Consider the following 14,657-nt stretch of genomic DNA (forward strand, 5'->3'; position numbering starts at 1 on the left):
CGGGTACGGACCCGGGGCGGCTTGGAATACGGGTAAATCTGGTGGATCGGCGGAGTTCACGCGGCTGCGTTGTTCGCAGCACCGGCTCTTTCGAGCCCTTCTGGCGCCGTACCGGGTGCTTTACCGTTCTGGCGCAAGACGTGCATGACCTCATTCATCGGCGGGTTCCGGACGTTGGGGGGGCTGCCTGCCTATAAATAGGCTTTGCTCGCTTATCGGGCCATTGCCCCAAGCAGCTAGGTATACACAGCACCCGAACCACTAACGCCACGCGGAATGACCGCCGCTGAACTGCTATTGATCCACCGCTCAGCTATATTAATTAACCATGTAACAATTCAGACACACGCATCCGGATTTTCTGAAGCGTTCAACTACCGGGTGCCCGAGCGGCTTGCCGCTCTCGTCCAATTGGCACAATAAGTATTAGATTCCGGCATCCGGAATAGATTCCGGTGCCAAACTACATTTCACGTTCCTGCTACTGCTGTACCGGTATGGGGAACAATCAACTTCCATACCGACCGTCAATTTTGTCGATCATGCAACAGTCGGGCCGCAACTGGCAATGGCGGTAAGCCTTGACCAGCGCACTTGGGCGCCCCGCATGAGCGGAAAACCTTTGATTTTAGCGTATTTAGCGCAACCCAGCACCTTTCAAGACCGTCATACGGCTAGACAGCTCCAGATAGCGTTTGCGCGCCTCTTCCGAAGCAAGCCCTGAAGCCGCCAGCTTGGCCATTTCCGTTTTCGCTGAATCGAATTCGATTCGCCGCAACGCGTCGTCCCATTCGGTTTGGGGATCAGGCAGGTCTTCCTGCGCGAGCATGTCAGCCCGCAGGCCCTTCAAGACCGTGGCAAGGTCCGAATCTGGCTCAGCGGCCTCCAGCAACGCACCGACATGGCGCGCGCCGCTGGATTGCGCCAGCATGATCAGGTCCCGTACCAATCCTAGATGGGGGCCATGGTCGATGACTTCAAGCTGCTGGTCGCCCATGGAGTCAACCAGTTCGGGATGGGCGAGCAGCAGACTCAACAGCCGCTTGGCCAGGGACGGCATGGTGCGGCGCCCCTCGAAGCCGCCAACGTCGTTGTCGCGCCGGCCTTTCCAGTTGCCCTTGCCACCTTTCCAATCGCCCTTGCCCTTCCAGTCGCCCTTACCTTTCCAGTCGCTTTTACCCTTCCATTCCTGCTTGCCGCCTTGTTGCCATCCGCCCGGGCCGCCGCTCGGCTCGTCGCCGTGCGAGGCGTACTGGCCGTAATCGGTGAAGTCCGACTCGTCTGCCGGAATGTCGCTGAAATCGTGGTTGCCGAAGTCGTAGCCCATGTCAGGCGGACCGCCGTCATGACCGGGCTCGCTACCCGAAGGCATTCCGGCTTCACCCGCGCCGGGCGCTGGCCGCGGGCCGGGTGCGAACGGTTTGGCGGCTTGCTGCGCCAAGACCTGCGCCATTTCCTCGGGCGTCAGCTGAACCAGCTTGGCCATTTCCCGTTCGATCTGCACGCGCAGCGCACATTCAGGAATCGCTGACAACAGCGGCTTGGCCTCGTGAAGGCAACTGGCGCGGCCTTCGGCTTCGTTCATGTTGTGACGCGATGCAAGCTCGTCCAGGAGGAACCGGGACAGCGCCACGGCATCGCCCAGACAGGCGCGGAACGCTTCGGCCCCCAATTCGCGCACATACGAATCGGGATCGTGCTCGGCCGGCAGGAACAGAAAGCGGATCGCGATATCGTCCCTGAGCACCGGCAGACAGGCCTGCAGCGCGCGCCAGGCAGCACGCCGTCCGGCCTTGTCGCCGTCGAAACTGAAGATGACCTTGTCGCTGGACCGCAGCAGCTTCTTGACGTGATCCGGGGTGGTCGCGGTGCCCAGCGTGGCGACGGCATTGGCGATGCCCTGCTGCGCCAGCCCGACCACGTCCATGTAGCCTTCGACGACGATGACCTGACCTTCCTGGCGGATGGCTTGACGCGCCTCCCAAAGACCGTAGAGCTCCTGCCCTTTTGAAAACAGAGGCGTCTCGGGCGAGTTCAGGTACTTGGGCTCGCCTTTGCCGATGATCCGGCCGCCAAATCCGATGAGGCTGCCGCGCGCGTTGCGGATCGGAAACATCACCCGCTCGCGGAAGCGGTCGTAGCGGCGCCCGTCTTCGGACTCGATGACAAGTCCGGACTCCACGAGGGTGGGGTCTTCGTAGTTGGGAAACACCTGGGACAAGCCGTGGCGGTCCGTACCGGACCAACCCAATCCGAAATGCGCAGCAATTTCGCCGGTCAGACCGCGCTGCTTCAAATAGCGGACGGCTGCGGGAGAAGCACGCAACTGTTTCAGGTAATGGGCTTGGGCCGCATCGAGCACCTGCGTATGGCGGGACTCTTCGGCCTTGCGGCGTGCCGATTCCTGCTGCTGGCGGGGACTGCGGTTTTCTTCGGGGACCGTCATTCCCGCCGACGCCGCGAGCGTGCGCACGGCGTCGGGGAAACTGGCGCCCGTATGTTCCATCAAGAAGGTGATGGCGCTGCCGTGTGCACCACATCCGAAGCAGTGATAGAACTGCTTGGTGGGGCTGACAGTGAACGAGGGGCTTTTTTCGTTATGAAAGGGGCACAGGCCAAGCAAGTTGGCCCCACCCTTTCGCAACTGCACATATCGCCCGACAACGTCGACGACGTCGACTCGGGCGAGCAAATCCTGGATGAATGATTCTGGAATCAATAGATTCGGGAATCAGAAATCAATACAGGCGCGGGGGCAGTTGTTGGCTACGGATGCGCTTGTAGTGGCGCTTCACGGCGGCGGCATGCTTGCGCTTGCGCTCGGCGGTGGGCTTCTCATAGAACTCGCGCGAGCGCAGTTCGGTGAGCAAACCGGTCTTTTCGATGGTGCGCTTGAAGCGGCGCAGAGCGGCTTCAAACGGTTCGTTTTCCTTCAGTCGAACGATAGGCATAAAGTAATTGGCCTGCTTGTAGGGTAACAAAGTTGATGACAAACCTGGCTTGCTTTTCCAGCAACGCCTTGAAAGCGCAACCCGGGCACGCTTTCGCCCGGGTTTGAGCTGGCTGTTTCCGTTACCCAAAGACTACCCAGAGAGTAACAAGCCAAGTTCGGTTTAGCGATAACCAGCGATTCTAGCATGGGTAAGGACGGTTTGCCTACTGCCAGCGCTCGACTGCGGCCAGCACCCCGTCCCTGCCCCGCTTGCGATCAGCTCTGGGAACCCTTGCGGATCCAGGCTTCCAGCTGATGGGGACGCAAGCTGTCGTAATCTTCAAACGGCTGGTGAATCCAGGGATTCGTGGGCAGCTTCTCGACGTAATAGTCGGGCGTTGCCAGGGAATGCCCCTTCCACCACAGCACGGCGCTGCGCAATTCGGTGATGTCGGCGAACTGGCTCTTCAGGTGATCGAACACCTTATTGAACGTCTTGCCGGTATCCACCATGTCGTCCACCAGCAACACCCGGCCGGAAAGCGTGCCGCGGGTGATGGTGATGAACTGGGCGATGTCCATGTCGCCTTGCTTGGTGCCGGCTGCCTCGCGATAGCTGCTGGTGGCAAGAATGCCCAGCGGCACGTCAAAAATACGCGACATGACGTCGCCTACACGCATACCGCCGCGCGCCAGGCAAAGAATCTTGTCAAACTTCCAGCCCGACTGATGCACCTGCAAAGTAAGGCGCTCGATCAAGCGGTTGTAATCGTCCCACGTTACCCACAGATGGCTATCGTCACTGGTCGGCGTGCTCATAGGCAAGCATCTCCTGCACAAAAATACGAAAAGGCCGCCGCCGGTATGACCGGCGGCGGCCTTGGGAATAATAACCCGATGTCAGCCCTTCAGGGGATGACGCAAAACAATGGTCTCGTTGCGGTCCGGACCGGTGGACACGAGGTCGATCGGCACACCGCAGACTTCCGCCACGCGCTCGAGGTAGCGGCGCGCCGCGGCGGGCAGCTTGGCGTATTCGGTGATGCCGACGGTGGACTCGCTCCAGCCGGGCAGCTCTTCGAGCACCGGTTGCGCCTGCGCCACGGCGTGCGCGCCATAGGGCAGCACGTCGCGGAATTCACCATTGACGCGATAACCGACGCCCAACTGGATGGTTTCCAGGCCGTCCAGCACGTCCAGCTTGGTGATGCACAGACCGGAAATGCCGTTCAGACGGACCGAACGCTTCAGCGCCGCGCCGTCGAACCAGCCGCAGCGGCGCGGACGGCCCGTGACCGAACCGAATTCCTTGCCGATGGTGGCCAGGCGGGTGCCGATCTCGTCGACCAGTTCCGTGGGGAACGGGCCGGAGCCGACGCGCGTGGTGTACGCCTTGGTGATGCCTAGGACGTAATCCAGTTGCTGGGGACCCACGCCGGCGCCGGCCGAGGCCGCACCTGCCACGCAGTTGCTGCTGGTGACGAAGGGGTACGTGCCGTGATCGACGTCCAGCAACGCGCCTTGTGCGCCTTCGAACAGGAGGCGCTTGCCTTCCTGCTGCATGGCGTACAGGTTGCTGGAGACATCCTTGACCATCGGGGCGATGGCCGGCGCGAGCGCCATGGCTTGATCGCGGACTTCGTTGGCCGAAACGGCTTCCGCGCCCAGGTACTTGGTCAGCACGAAGTTGTGGTAATCCAGCACTTCGGCGAGCTTTTCGTCGAACAGCGAAGGATTGAAGAGATCTTGCACGCGCAGGGCACGGCGGGCGACCTTGTCTTCGTAGGCCGGGCCGATGCCGCGACCAGTGGTGCCGATCTTGCCCTCGCCCTTGCGTGCTTCACGCGCCTTGTCGATGGCGACGTGGTACGGCAGGATCAGCGGGCAGATTTCGGAGATCTGCAGGCGCGAACGCACATCCAGGCCGGCGGCCTCCAGCTCTTCGATTTCCTTGAGCAGGGCTTCCGGGGACAGCACGACGCCATTGCCGATGAAGCAGGTGACGCCGGGGTGCATGATGCCCGACGGGATCAGGCGAAGAATCGTCTTCTTGCCATTGATCCACAGCGTATGGCCGGCATTGTGACCGCCCTGGAAGCGGACCACGCCCTGGACGGATTCCGCCAGCCAGTCGACGATCTTGCCCTTGCCCTCGTCACCCCATTGGGTGCCGATTACGACTACGTTCTTGCTCATGATACGAATCAATTTCGAGTTTCTCGGGAAATCCGGAAATCTCCCCGCGGCCCCCTCGTTTCCGAGAGGGAGTTAGTCACAGCGTTTTGACCGTCCAGACGCCATCCTGCAGCGCCAGCTCGCGATCGCAAACGAATTCGTCCTGATCCTGCTCGTGACCGGGCAATACCTGAACGACGATTTCCCCTGACCGGCGCAAGCGGCGAACCGCCTCGGTCAGAGCGGGGGCTTGCCCCCAGGGCGCACGAACCGCTCGCGCCCTTTCCGCCGGCGGCAGACCCGCCGCCAGCTTGCGTAAATCAAGACTGAAGCCCGTGGCCGGACGCGCGCGGCCGAACGCGCGGCTGACGTCGTCGTAGCGGCCACCACTGACCAACGCGTCGTGCCAGCCTTCGGCGTACAGGGCGAACTTGACGCCCGTGTGGTAAGCGTAACCGCCCACGTCGGCCAGATCCACACTGAACGACACGTTCGGCGTCGCATCCACCACCGCCTGAAGCGCGTCGAGCGCCTCGGCGACACCCGGCAATGCCGGCAGGTCGCGACGGGCAACCTTGAGCACTTCGGGACCACCGTACAACGTGGGCAGCAACTGCAGCGCCTTCAACGTTTCCGGACGAATGCCGGGCGCGCGCGCCACGAGCTCACCCAATCCGGGCACATCCTTGTCGCGCATCAGCCGGATGGCGTCCTGCGCCAGTTCGGCCGCTGCCGGGTCCGATTTCAGGATGGCGCGCAGCACGCCGGAATGACACAGATCCAGGCGCGGATTGCGAACGCCAGCGATTGCCACGGTTTCCAGCACGAGCTGGATGATTTCGAGGTCGGCTTCGAATCCGGCATGGCCGTAGATTTCAGCGCCGATCTGCAGCAGTTCGCGGCTGGACAGCAAGTCCGAGGGGCGCGCATGCAGCACGTTGCCGCAGTAACACAGGCGGGTGACGCCCGCGCGGTTCAGCAAGTGCGCGTCGATGCGCGTAACCTGGGGAGTCATGTCCGCGCGCACGCCCAGCGTGCGGCCCGAAAGCTGGTCGACCAGCTTGCAGGTGCGCAGATCCAGATCGCTGCCGGTGCCCGACAGCAATGAATCGATGTACTCGACCAGGGGCGGCGCGACCAGCTCGAAACCGTAAGTACGGTAAAGATCGAGAAGTTCGCGGCGCAGTTCCTCGATGCGCCGAGCCTCTGCCGGAAGTACGTCGGCAAGGCTTTCGGGCAGCAGCCAGTTACCCATGAATGTGTTTACCTGAATAACGCCAAGTGATGCGTGGGCGTCGCCCAAACGAAAAGCGGCTGAGGGGCGTAAGCCCGCTCAGCCGCTGCGGAATGTTTTCTAGCTTACGCGGTATTGTACATGGTTCAGCCGCGAGCGCCAGCCGTGGGTCGGGCGTGGCCGGACTGCCCGGCCGCGCCCTCGATACCGGGCGGAAATCGTCCCGCCTGAAGCAGAAAAGCCCCTCGGGGACCCGAGGGGCTTTTCGTTCGTGCTAGCTGGGCAAGATCACTTGGCCGGCACGGTGACCGGCGCCAAGGCAGCGCCCGCCGGATCCTTCATGAACTGGAAGAAGCTGGAGCTGGGGTCCACGACCAGTACATCGCCCGGCTTGGAGAACGATGCGCGATAGGCTTCCAGACTCTTGTAGTACGTGTAGAAGTCCGGGTTCTTGCCATAGGCCTGGGCGTAGATGGCTGCCGCTGCGGCGTCCCCCTCACCCATGATGCCCTGGGCCTTGGCGTACGCCTGGGCCACGATGACCTCGCGCTGGCGATCGGCTTCGGCGCGGATCTTCTCGCCTTCGGCGGCGCCGATGGAACGCAGCTCGTTGGCGACGCGGGTACGCTCGGCTTCCATGCGGCGGTAGACCGACTCGGAGATTTCCGGTGCGAACTCGATGCGGCGCAGGCGCACGTCGACGATCTGCACGCCCAGGGGCTCGGCACGCTTGGCGACGTTTTCCAGGATCTCCGTCATGATCTTGTCGCGTTCGGTCGAGACCACGTCCCGCACGGTACGCACGTTGACCGACGCGTTCAGGGCGTCGCGGATCTGAGCCTGCAGACGCTCTTGGGCCGCGCGCTCGTTGCCGCCGAACGTCACGTAGAACACGCGGGGATCCGCAATGCGCCACTTGACGTAGGAGTCGATCAGCAGGTTCTTCTTTTCGGAAGTCTGGATGCGCTCGGCTTCGTTGGTTTCGATGGTCAGAATGCGCTTGTCGAGCGTGACGACATTCTGGAAAGGCGGCGGAACCTTGAAGTAAAGGCCAGGTTCGCTGATGACGCGGCGGACCTCGCCCAGCGAGAACACCAAGGCATAGTCGCGCTCGCGCACCACGAAAACGCTGGAGGAAAGGAGGGCCAGCACGATGAGCAGGCCGACCAGGATGGGCATAAGACGATTCATGTTCAGGACTCCTCCGGATTAGCGCGACATACGGTCGCGAGGCAGCGTGTTGCTATTGCTGCTGCCGGAAGGCTGCGGCACCGGCGCGGCCGTACCGCGCGGAGGCTGCTGGACAGGCGCATTGGACACGGGCGAGCCAGAGCTGCCGATGTTCGACTTGCCTGCGTCCTGAGCGGCCAGATGCATGATCTTGTCCAGGGGCAAATACAACATGTTGTTGTTGCTCTTGGTGTCGACCATGACCTTGCTGGCGCGGGTGAAGATGTCCTGCATGCTTTCCAGGTACATGCGCTGGCGCATGACTTGAGGCGACTTTTCGTATTCGCCCAGGATGCTGGTGAAGCGCGACGTATTACCTTGCGCATCGCCGACGACCTTGGCCTTGTAACCTTCAGCCTGTTCCGTCATGCGCGATGCCTGACCGCTGGCCAGCGGCACGACCTGATTGGCGTAGGCCTGGCCTTCGTTGATCTGGCGCTCGCGATCCTGACCGGCCTTGACGGCGTCGTCGAACGCGGCCTGCACCTGCTCGGGCGGCTGCACGTTCTGGATGGCGACGGTGCTGATCTGCACGCCCGTCTGGTAGCGATCAAGGATCTGCTGCATCAGCGCCTGGACTTGGGAAGCCACCGTCGTACGGCCTTCGTACAGCACGAAGTCCATCGACTGCTTGCCCACGACTTCGCGCATGGCGGTTTCGGATGCCTGGCGCACGGACTCGTCCGGGTCGCGCGTCTTGAAGAGATAGTCGGGCGCGCCGTCTGCCTTCAGGCGGTACTGGACGACGAACTGCATATCGACGATGTTCTCGTCCGTCGTGAGCATCAGCGCTTCGGGCAGAACCTTGTTGCGCGCGCCGCCACGGAATCCGACTTCGAACGTGCGCAGTTGCGACACGTTGACGATTTCATGGCTTTGAATGGGGTACGGCAGACGCCACTGGAAACCGGCTTGCGACGTGCTCTTGTATTTGCCGAATTGGGTCACGACCGCGACCTGGCCTTCTTGCACGATGTAAAAGCCGCTGGCCAGCCAGATGCCCGCCGCGACCAGAGCAATGACGCCCAGGCCGATGCGTGTGCCGCGCGGGGATGGCGGCGTCATGCCGCCACGGTTGCCGGGGCGGTTATTGCCGCCACCGCCCTTGCGCCCGAACAGGTTCCCGATGCGATTGTTGAAATCGCGCCAGACCTCGTCCAGGTCAGGAGGGCCGTCTCCGTTGCCTTGGGGCCGCTTGGGCGGCGGCTCGGAGCCATTGTTGTTTCCACGACCCCAACCGGGGTCATTCAGATTGAAGAGTTTGATAATTCGCGGCATTGTTTCCCACAATCTGTCCGGTCTCCGCAATTGCCCCGCGCAACGCATCCAAACCGGCGCGCTCGGTGGCGCTTACAAATACTCGCGCAATCGTACCATGTGCATCGCGCTCCACCCGCGGTTCCAATCCCGCCCGGTCGATCTTGTTGTATACCAGAATGGTTGGAATCGCGGCAGCGCCTATTTCGGCGAGGACCTTGTTCACTTCGAAAATCTGCTCATCCCGCTGCGGGCTGGCCGAGTCCACCACATGCAGCAGCAGGTCGGCGTGCACGGTTTCTTCGAGGGTGGCCCGGAAGGCAGCAATAAGGTTGTGAGGCAGGTCGCGGATGAAGCCCACGGTGTCTGACACCACCACCGATCCGGCGCCTTCGATCCAGATGCGGCGCGTCGTCGTGTCCAGCGTGGCAAAGAGCTGGTCGGCGGCGTAGGCGTCGGCCCGGGTCAGCGCGTTGAACAGCGTCGACTTGCCGGCGTTGGTATAGCCGACCAGGGACACCGACAGCGCCCCACCCCGCGCGCGGGCGCGCCGTTGGGTGATGCGCTGGCGCTCGACTTTGTCGAGCCGTTCGCGCAGCGTCTTGACCTTGGCGCCGATCATGCGGCGGTCCATTTCGAGCTGGGATTCGCCGGGGCCGCGCATCCCGATGCCGCCACGCTGCCGCTCCAAGTGGCTCCACATGCGCGTGAGGCGCGTGGCCAGATGCTGGAGCTGGGCCAATTCGACCTGCAGCTTGCCTTCGTGGCTCTTTGCGCGCAGCGCGAAGATATCAAGGATGAGCGCCACGCGATCCACCACGCGCAGGTTGAAGGCGCGTTCAAGGTTGCGTTGCTGGGCGGGCGACAAAGGCTGATCGAAAAGGACGATATCGGCGAGCAGCGCCTGCGCCATCGCGACGCCCTCGTCGGCCTTGCCGGAGCCGATGAAGAACTTGGCGTCCGGACGATCGCGGCGGGCCGTCAGGGTGCCGACGATTTCGGCGCCCGCGCCCTTGGCCAGCATGGCGAATTCCTCGGCGTGCGCCGTGAAGTCCGGATCACCGAGATCCACACTGATGATCAGAGCGCGCATACATGCACCATATTCGAGCCAAAGCGAAAATGCCCGCCGACGGGAACCGTCTGGCGGGCAATAAAAGGTAAAGCTGGAGCGAGATTACTCAGCAGGGACTTCCACTTGAAAATTGACGGCACGCGCGGGAACGACGGTCGAGATGGCGTGCTTGTAGACCATTTGGGTGACCGTATTGCGCAGCAGCACCACGTATTGGTCGAAGGATTCGATTTGCCCTTGAAGCTTGATGCCGTTCACGAGGTAGATCGACACGGGCACATGATCCTTGCGCAGCGTGTTGAGGAACGGATCTTGCAGAGTTTGCCCTTTATTGCTCATTGGCCAGGCTCCATTTGATTGTTATTGAGTGATGACGCGCTTTTTGTACTGGTGGAGCACGCCGAAACACGTACTCTACAGGGTTTTCCCGGCCCGTGCTACTTGGCCGGGAAGCAAAAATGAGACCAGAGTTTTCCAGCTGAAAAGCCCTTGAAATCACGCCTGCAGGATCTTGTCGAGCGCTTGCAGAAGCATGTCGCATTGGCCTTCCGTACCCACCGTGATGCGCAGGAATTGGTCGATCCGCGCATGACGGAAATGACGCACGATGATGCTGCGTTCACGCAGGGCGGCGGCGAGCGTCGCGGCGTCTTTTTCCGGGTGGCGTGCAAACACGAAGTTCGCCGCCGACGGGAGCACCTCGAAGCCCAACGACTCCAGCCCTGCGGTCATGCGCGACCGGGTTTCGATCACGGCGTTGCGGGTCTGCTCAAAATACTCCGTATCCTCCAGCGCCGCCACTGCGCCGGCGGATGCCAGCCGATCGATGGGGTAGGAGTTGAAACTGTTCTTTACCCGCTCCAGGCCGTCGATGAGCGCGGCGCTGCCCACGGCAAAGCCCACGCGCAAACCAGCCAGCGAGCGCGACTTGGAAAGCGTCTGCACCACCAGCAGGTTGTCGTAGCGCGAGACCAGCGGGATCACCGATTCGGCGCCGAAATCCACGTACGCCTCGTCCACGACGACGACCGTGTCAGGGTTGCCGGCGACGATGCGTTCGACTTCGGCGGCGCTGAGTGCGCGACCGGTGGGGGCATTGGGGTTCGGGAAGATGATGGCGCCGGCCTGACCGTGGCGCGCCGGCAGGTAGTCTTCGACGTCGATGCGGAAGTCCGCGGTGAGCGGCATCAATTCGAACTCGATGCCGTACAGGCCGCAATACACCGGGTAAAAGCTGTAGGTAATGTCCGGGAACCGCAGCGGGCGATCATGCTTGAGCAGCGCAAGAAATGCGTGCGCCAGCACCTCGTCGGATCCGTTGCCCACGAACACCTGCTGCGGCTGCGCGCCGACGGCCGTAGCGATGGCCTCGCGCAGGCGGTCCGAGGACGGATCCGGATAGAGCTTGAGCGTGTCGTCGCAGGCCGCGCGGATCGCATCGAGCACCTTGGGCGACGGCCCGTAAGGGTGCTCGTTGGTGTTCAGCTTGACCAGATTCTGAAGCTTGGGCTGCTCGCCCGGCACATACGGACTGAGCGTCCCGACAACGGGACTCCAGAAACGGCTCATGGATCAGCTTTCCTGCGTGTAGGGGTTGTGCGAAGACTTGAATTCAATGCGCAGCGGCGTACCGGCCAGGTCGAACGCATTGCGGAAACGCGTTTCGAGGTACCGGCGGTACGAGTCGGGAATCGCGTCCAGCGCATTGCCGTGAATAACGACCAGCGGCGGGTTCTGTCCGCCCTGGTGCGCGTAGCGCAACTTGGGACGGAAGATGCCCTTGCGCGGCGGCTGCTGCTGTTCGACCGCGGCTTGCAGCTCGCGCGTGAGCTTGGGCGTGGACAGCTTGGCAAACGCGGCGGCGTGTGCGGCATTGATGGACTTGAGCAAGGGCTTGATGCCCTGCCCGCGCAGCGCCGAGATCGTGTGGACGCGCGCGAATGACAGGAAGCGCAGCTTGCGGTTGAACTCGCGCTCGATGCGTTCCTTTTCTTCGCCGTCCAGGCCATCCCACTTGTTGACGGCCACAACCACGGCACGCCCGGTTTCCAGCACGAACCCGGCGATGTGCGCGTCCTGCTCGGAGATTTCGGTTTGCGCGTCGAGCATCAGCAGCACCACGTTGCTGGCCTCGATGGCCTGCAAGGTCTTGATGACGGAAAACTTTTCGACGGCCTCGAACACCTTGCCGCGCTTGCGCAGACCGGCGGTGTCGATGAGCGTGTAGCGGCGGCCGTCGCGATCGAAATCGATTTCGATCGCGTCGCGCGTGGTGCCTGGCATGTCGAACGCGATGACGCGTTCTTCGCCCATGAACGTGTTGATGAGCGTGGACTTGCCCACGTTGGGACGGCCCACGATCGCCAGCTTGATGCGGTGATCGTGTTCGCCTTCTTCGGCAGGTTCTTCTTCGGCAGGCGGTTCGGCCAGATCCTTGAGCGCTAGCTCGATCAGGTCGACGATGCCGTCGCCGTGCGCCGCCGAAATCGGATAGGGCTGGCCCAGGCCGAGTTCATGGAACTCGGCGATGGCGGGCCCAAGTCCCATGCCTTCGGCCTTGTTCACCGCCAGCAGCACGCGCTGCTGGCCGGATTTGCGCAGCAGTTGCGCAATTTCGTGGTCGTGCGCGTTGATGCCCGCGCGCGCATCCACCAGGAACACGACGACGTCCGCCTCGGCGATGGCCTGCCGGGTCTGGCGGGCCATTTCGAGCAGGATGCCGTCCTTGGCCACGGGCTCGAAGCCGCCGGTATCGATGGCGATGAACGGAATATCGCCCACCCTGCCCTCGCCGTAATGGCGATCGCGGGTCAGGCCGGAATAATCGGCCACCAGCGCGGCGCGCGATCGCGTCAGGCGGTTGAAAAGGGTCGATTTCCCCACATTGGGGCGGCCGACCAGGGCAACGACAGGCTTGAAAGACACGGTAAAAGGCTTTGTTTTATAAGGTTCAGTTGGTGCCAATCAGGACGAGATTGCCATTGCCCGTCTGGACCAGCACGCCTTGGGGCGTCGTCTGCGGCGGCGACACGACCGCGCCGCCACCCACCGACAGACGCGCCATCAGGCTGCCATCGCTGCGCGACAGGAAATGCACATATCCGTCCAGATCGCCGACAGCCAGCGCACCCCCCAGCATAGCCGGAGCGGTGACCTGGCGGTTCTTCAGGGCGGCCTGCTTCCAGAGATTACCGCCATTATCCAGCGCAAACGCGTTGACCACGCTGTTCTGGTCGGCGGAAAAGGCGAAGCGGTCGTCCAGGGTGAGGCCGCTGACGCTGGAGAAGTCTTTCGTCCAGAGCGGGCGGCCGCCAGCGGTGACGTCGAAGCAAACGATACGTCCCTGATAAGCGACGGCGCACAGCAGGTTGCCGGCGATGCGAGGCGCGCCGACCACGTCGGTCAGGCGCTCCAGGTCGCCAGCGCCGCGCGGCGTGGCGACGGTGCCTTCCCATTGCACGTTGCCGCTGTTGGACGCGATGGCAAGGAGCTTGCCGCCAGGCAGCCCCGTGATGACCAGGCCTTCGGCCAGGACCATCTGCGCAACGCTGCGCAAGGCGAGCGACGGGCCGGGACGCTGCACGCTCCAGACGCGCTCGCCGCTGTTGGCGTCGAAGGCCTGGATGCGATAGTCGCCGCTGCGAACAACGACGATGCCGTAGCCGACAACCGGCGGGATGGCGACGTCGCTGGTGGCGCGGACCTTCCATTTCACCTTGCCGGTGTCGTCGAAGGCGATGACGTCGCCGTTTGGGGACGCCACGGCGGTGGTGGTGCCATCGCTGCCGGCGCCGGCAGACAACTTGGTGTCGGCCTTGGCCTTCCAGATGACACGGCCGCTCTGCAGATCGAACTTGCCGACGGAGCCGTCGGGCGTCGCGGCATAGATGGCGTCGCCGAGCACGGTGGGCGCGAAGCCCAGGCCGGAGCCGCTGCCGATGGACGTGGACCAGACCTGGCGCACGGACATGCCGGCCTTGTATTCGGTCAAGGGCGCGGGATCGTAACGGCCGTCGTCATGGGAAAACATGCCGCAACCACCCAGGGCAAGCAGGCTTGCCAGCAGAACGGCGCCGCGCCACGTACGGCCAGGTGCAAATTTACGCATTACAGTCACGCTCCGCTCAAGGCATCCAGTTTCAGTTGCACAACCTGGGTCAGGGGATTGGCCAGGCCCAGGCCATCAATGGCGCTCTGCCAGGCCGCGCGCGCTTCCTCGCGCTTGCCTTGCGCAGCCAGCACGTCGCCGCGGCGGTCAGCGAACAAGGCGGCAAAGGCGGCCGGCGGATTGTTCAACTGCGCCAGCGCGGCGTCGTATTGCTTCTGGTCCAGCATCATGCCTGCCAGACGCAGGCGCGCCACGGCTTGCATGGCGGGGTTCTTGCCTTGGCCAGCCAGCCATTCGAGCTGTTCGCGGGCGCCGGCGTCGTCCTTTTGCGCCTGCAGGGCCTGCGCTGCCACAAGGGCGCCGCGCGCGGCATAGCCGGTGTTGGGATATTTTTCGCGCAGCGTCGAGGCGGCTGTCTTGATGCGCACCGAGGAATCGGCGCCGCCCAGGCGAGCGGCGTCTTCCAGCGCTTCGAAGTAACCCATGGCCTGGTTGGCCTGATGCGATTCGTACGCCTTCCAGCCCCACCAGCCGCCCCAAGCCAGGAGCACCACCGTCGTCAGGGCCAGCAGCAGCGTCCCGTAGCGGGCCCACCACGCCTTGATCGCGTCGAGTTTTTCCTGTTCTTCAAGATCGTATGCCATGC

The 14,657-nt window shown here is 63.0% G+C and carries 13 protein-coding genes; all 13 read right to left on the reverse strand.

Features of this window, described 5'->3' with window-relative positions; genetic code table 11:
* Positions 1-637: 637 nt before the first annotated feature.
* The 13 genes from dnaG to HV681_RS22180 all read right to left on the reverse strand — a co-directional run bounded on the left by dnaG (position 638) and on the right by HV681_RS22180 (position 14,655).
* On the reverse strand, positions 638-2,719 hold the full coding sequence (gene dnaG, locus HV681_RS22120; RefSeq protein ID WP_175125026.1) for a DNA primase: 2,082 nt from the start codon (positions 2,717-2,719) through the stop codon (positions 638-640).
* 19 nt (positions 2,720-2,738) lie between these two features.
* A complete protein-coding gene (gene rpsU, locus HV681_RS22125; protein ID WP_006218592.1) occupies positions 2,739-2,951 on the reverse strand; it encodes a 30S ribosomal protein S21 in 213 nt (70 codons plus the stop codon).
* A 257-nt stretch (positions 2,952-3,208) separates the two neighbouring features.
* Positions 3,209-3,751: a phosphoribosyltransferase gene (locus tag HV681_RS22130; protein ID WP_056315724.1), complete on the reverse strand. Its 543-nt coding sequence runs from the start codon at positions 3,749-3,751 to the stop codon at positions 3,209-3,211.
* 81 nt (positions 3,752-3,832) lie between these two features.
* Complete coding sequence (locus tag HV681_RS22135; protein ID WP_175125027.1) at positions 3,833-5,128, reverse strand: adenylosuccinate synthase; 1,296 nt, start codon at positions 5,126-5,128, stop codon at positions 3,833-3,835.
* 76 nt (positions 5,129-5,204) lie between these two features.
* The gene (locus HV681_RS22140; RefSeq protein ID WP_175125089.1) at positions 5,205-6,362 is read right to left on the reverse strand and encodes an ATP phosphoribosyltransferase regulatory subunit; all 1,158 of its coding nucleotides are present in this window, start codon (positions 6,360-6,362) and stop codon (positions 5,205-5,207) included.
* A gap of 267 nt (positions 6,363-6,629) precedes the next feature.
* The gene (gene hflC, locus HV681_RS22145; protein ID WP_175125028.1) at positions 6,630-7,532 is read right to left on the reverse strand and encodes a protease modulator HflC; all 903 of its coding nucleotides are present in this window, start codon (positions 7,530-7,532) and stop codon (positions 6,630-6,632) included.
* An 18-nt stretch (positions 7,533-7,550) separates the two neighbouring features.
* Positions 7,551-8,849: an FtsH protease activity modulator HflK gene (gene hflK / locus HV681_RS22150; protein ID WP_175125029.1), complete on the reverse strand. Its 1,299-nt coding sequence runs from the start codon at positions 8,847-8,849 to the stop codon at positions 7,551-7,553.
* Positions 8,815-9,921 (reverse strand): GTPase HflX, encoded by a 1,107-nt coding sequence (gene hflX, locus HV681_RS22155; RefSeq protein ID WP_175125030.1) that lies wholly within the window; start codon positions 9,919-9,921, stop codon positions 8,815-8,817. The genes hflK and hflX overlap by 35 nt, the downstream gene beginning before the upstream one ends.
* Positions 9,922-10,005: 84 nt before the next feature.
* Entirely contained in the window at positions 10,006-10,242 is a 237-nt protein-coding gene (gene hfq / locus HV681_RS22160) for an RNA chaperone Hfq (RefSeq protein ID WP_006218585.1), read from the reverse strand.
* Positions 10,243-10,398: 156 nt separating this feature from the next.
* Positions 10,399-11,472: a histidinol-phosphate transaminase gene (gene hisC / locus HV681_RS22165; protein ID WP_175125031.1), complete on the reverse strand. Its 1,074-nt coding sequence runs from the start codon at positions 11,470-11,472 to the stop codon at positions 10,399-10,401.
* Positions 11,473-11,475: 3 nt separating this feature from the next.
* Positions 11,476-12,828, reverse strand: a complete 1,353-nt coding sequence (gene der, locus HV681_RS22170; protein ID WP_105238156.1) for a ribosome biogenesis GTPase Der — start codon at positions 12,826-12,828, stop codon at positions 11,476-11,478.
* Positions 12,829-12,853: 25 nt separating this feature from the next.
* Positions 12,854-14,011 (reverse strand): outer membrane protein assembly factor BamB, encoded by a 1,158-nt coding sequence (bamB, locus tag HV681_RS22175; RefSeq protein ID WP_175125032.1) that lies wholly within the window; start codon positions 14,009-14,011, stop codon positions 12,854-12,856.
* A gap of 5 nt (positions 14,012-14,016) precedes the next feature.
* Positions 14,017-14,655 carry a YfgM family protein gene (locus HV681_RS22180; protein ID WP_175125033.1) on the reverse strand — a complete coding sequence of 213 codons (639 nt, stop codon included), beginning with the start codon at positions 14,653-14,655 and terminating at the stop codon, positions 14,017-14,019.
* Positions 14,656-14,657: the final 2 nt, after the last annotated feature.

Source organism: Achromobacter animicus (assembly GCF_902859585.1).
GTDB lineage: Bacteria > Pseudomonadota > Gammaproteobacteria > Burkholderiales > Burkholderiaceae_B > Achromobacter > Achromobacter animicus.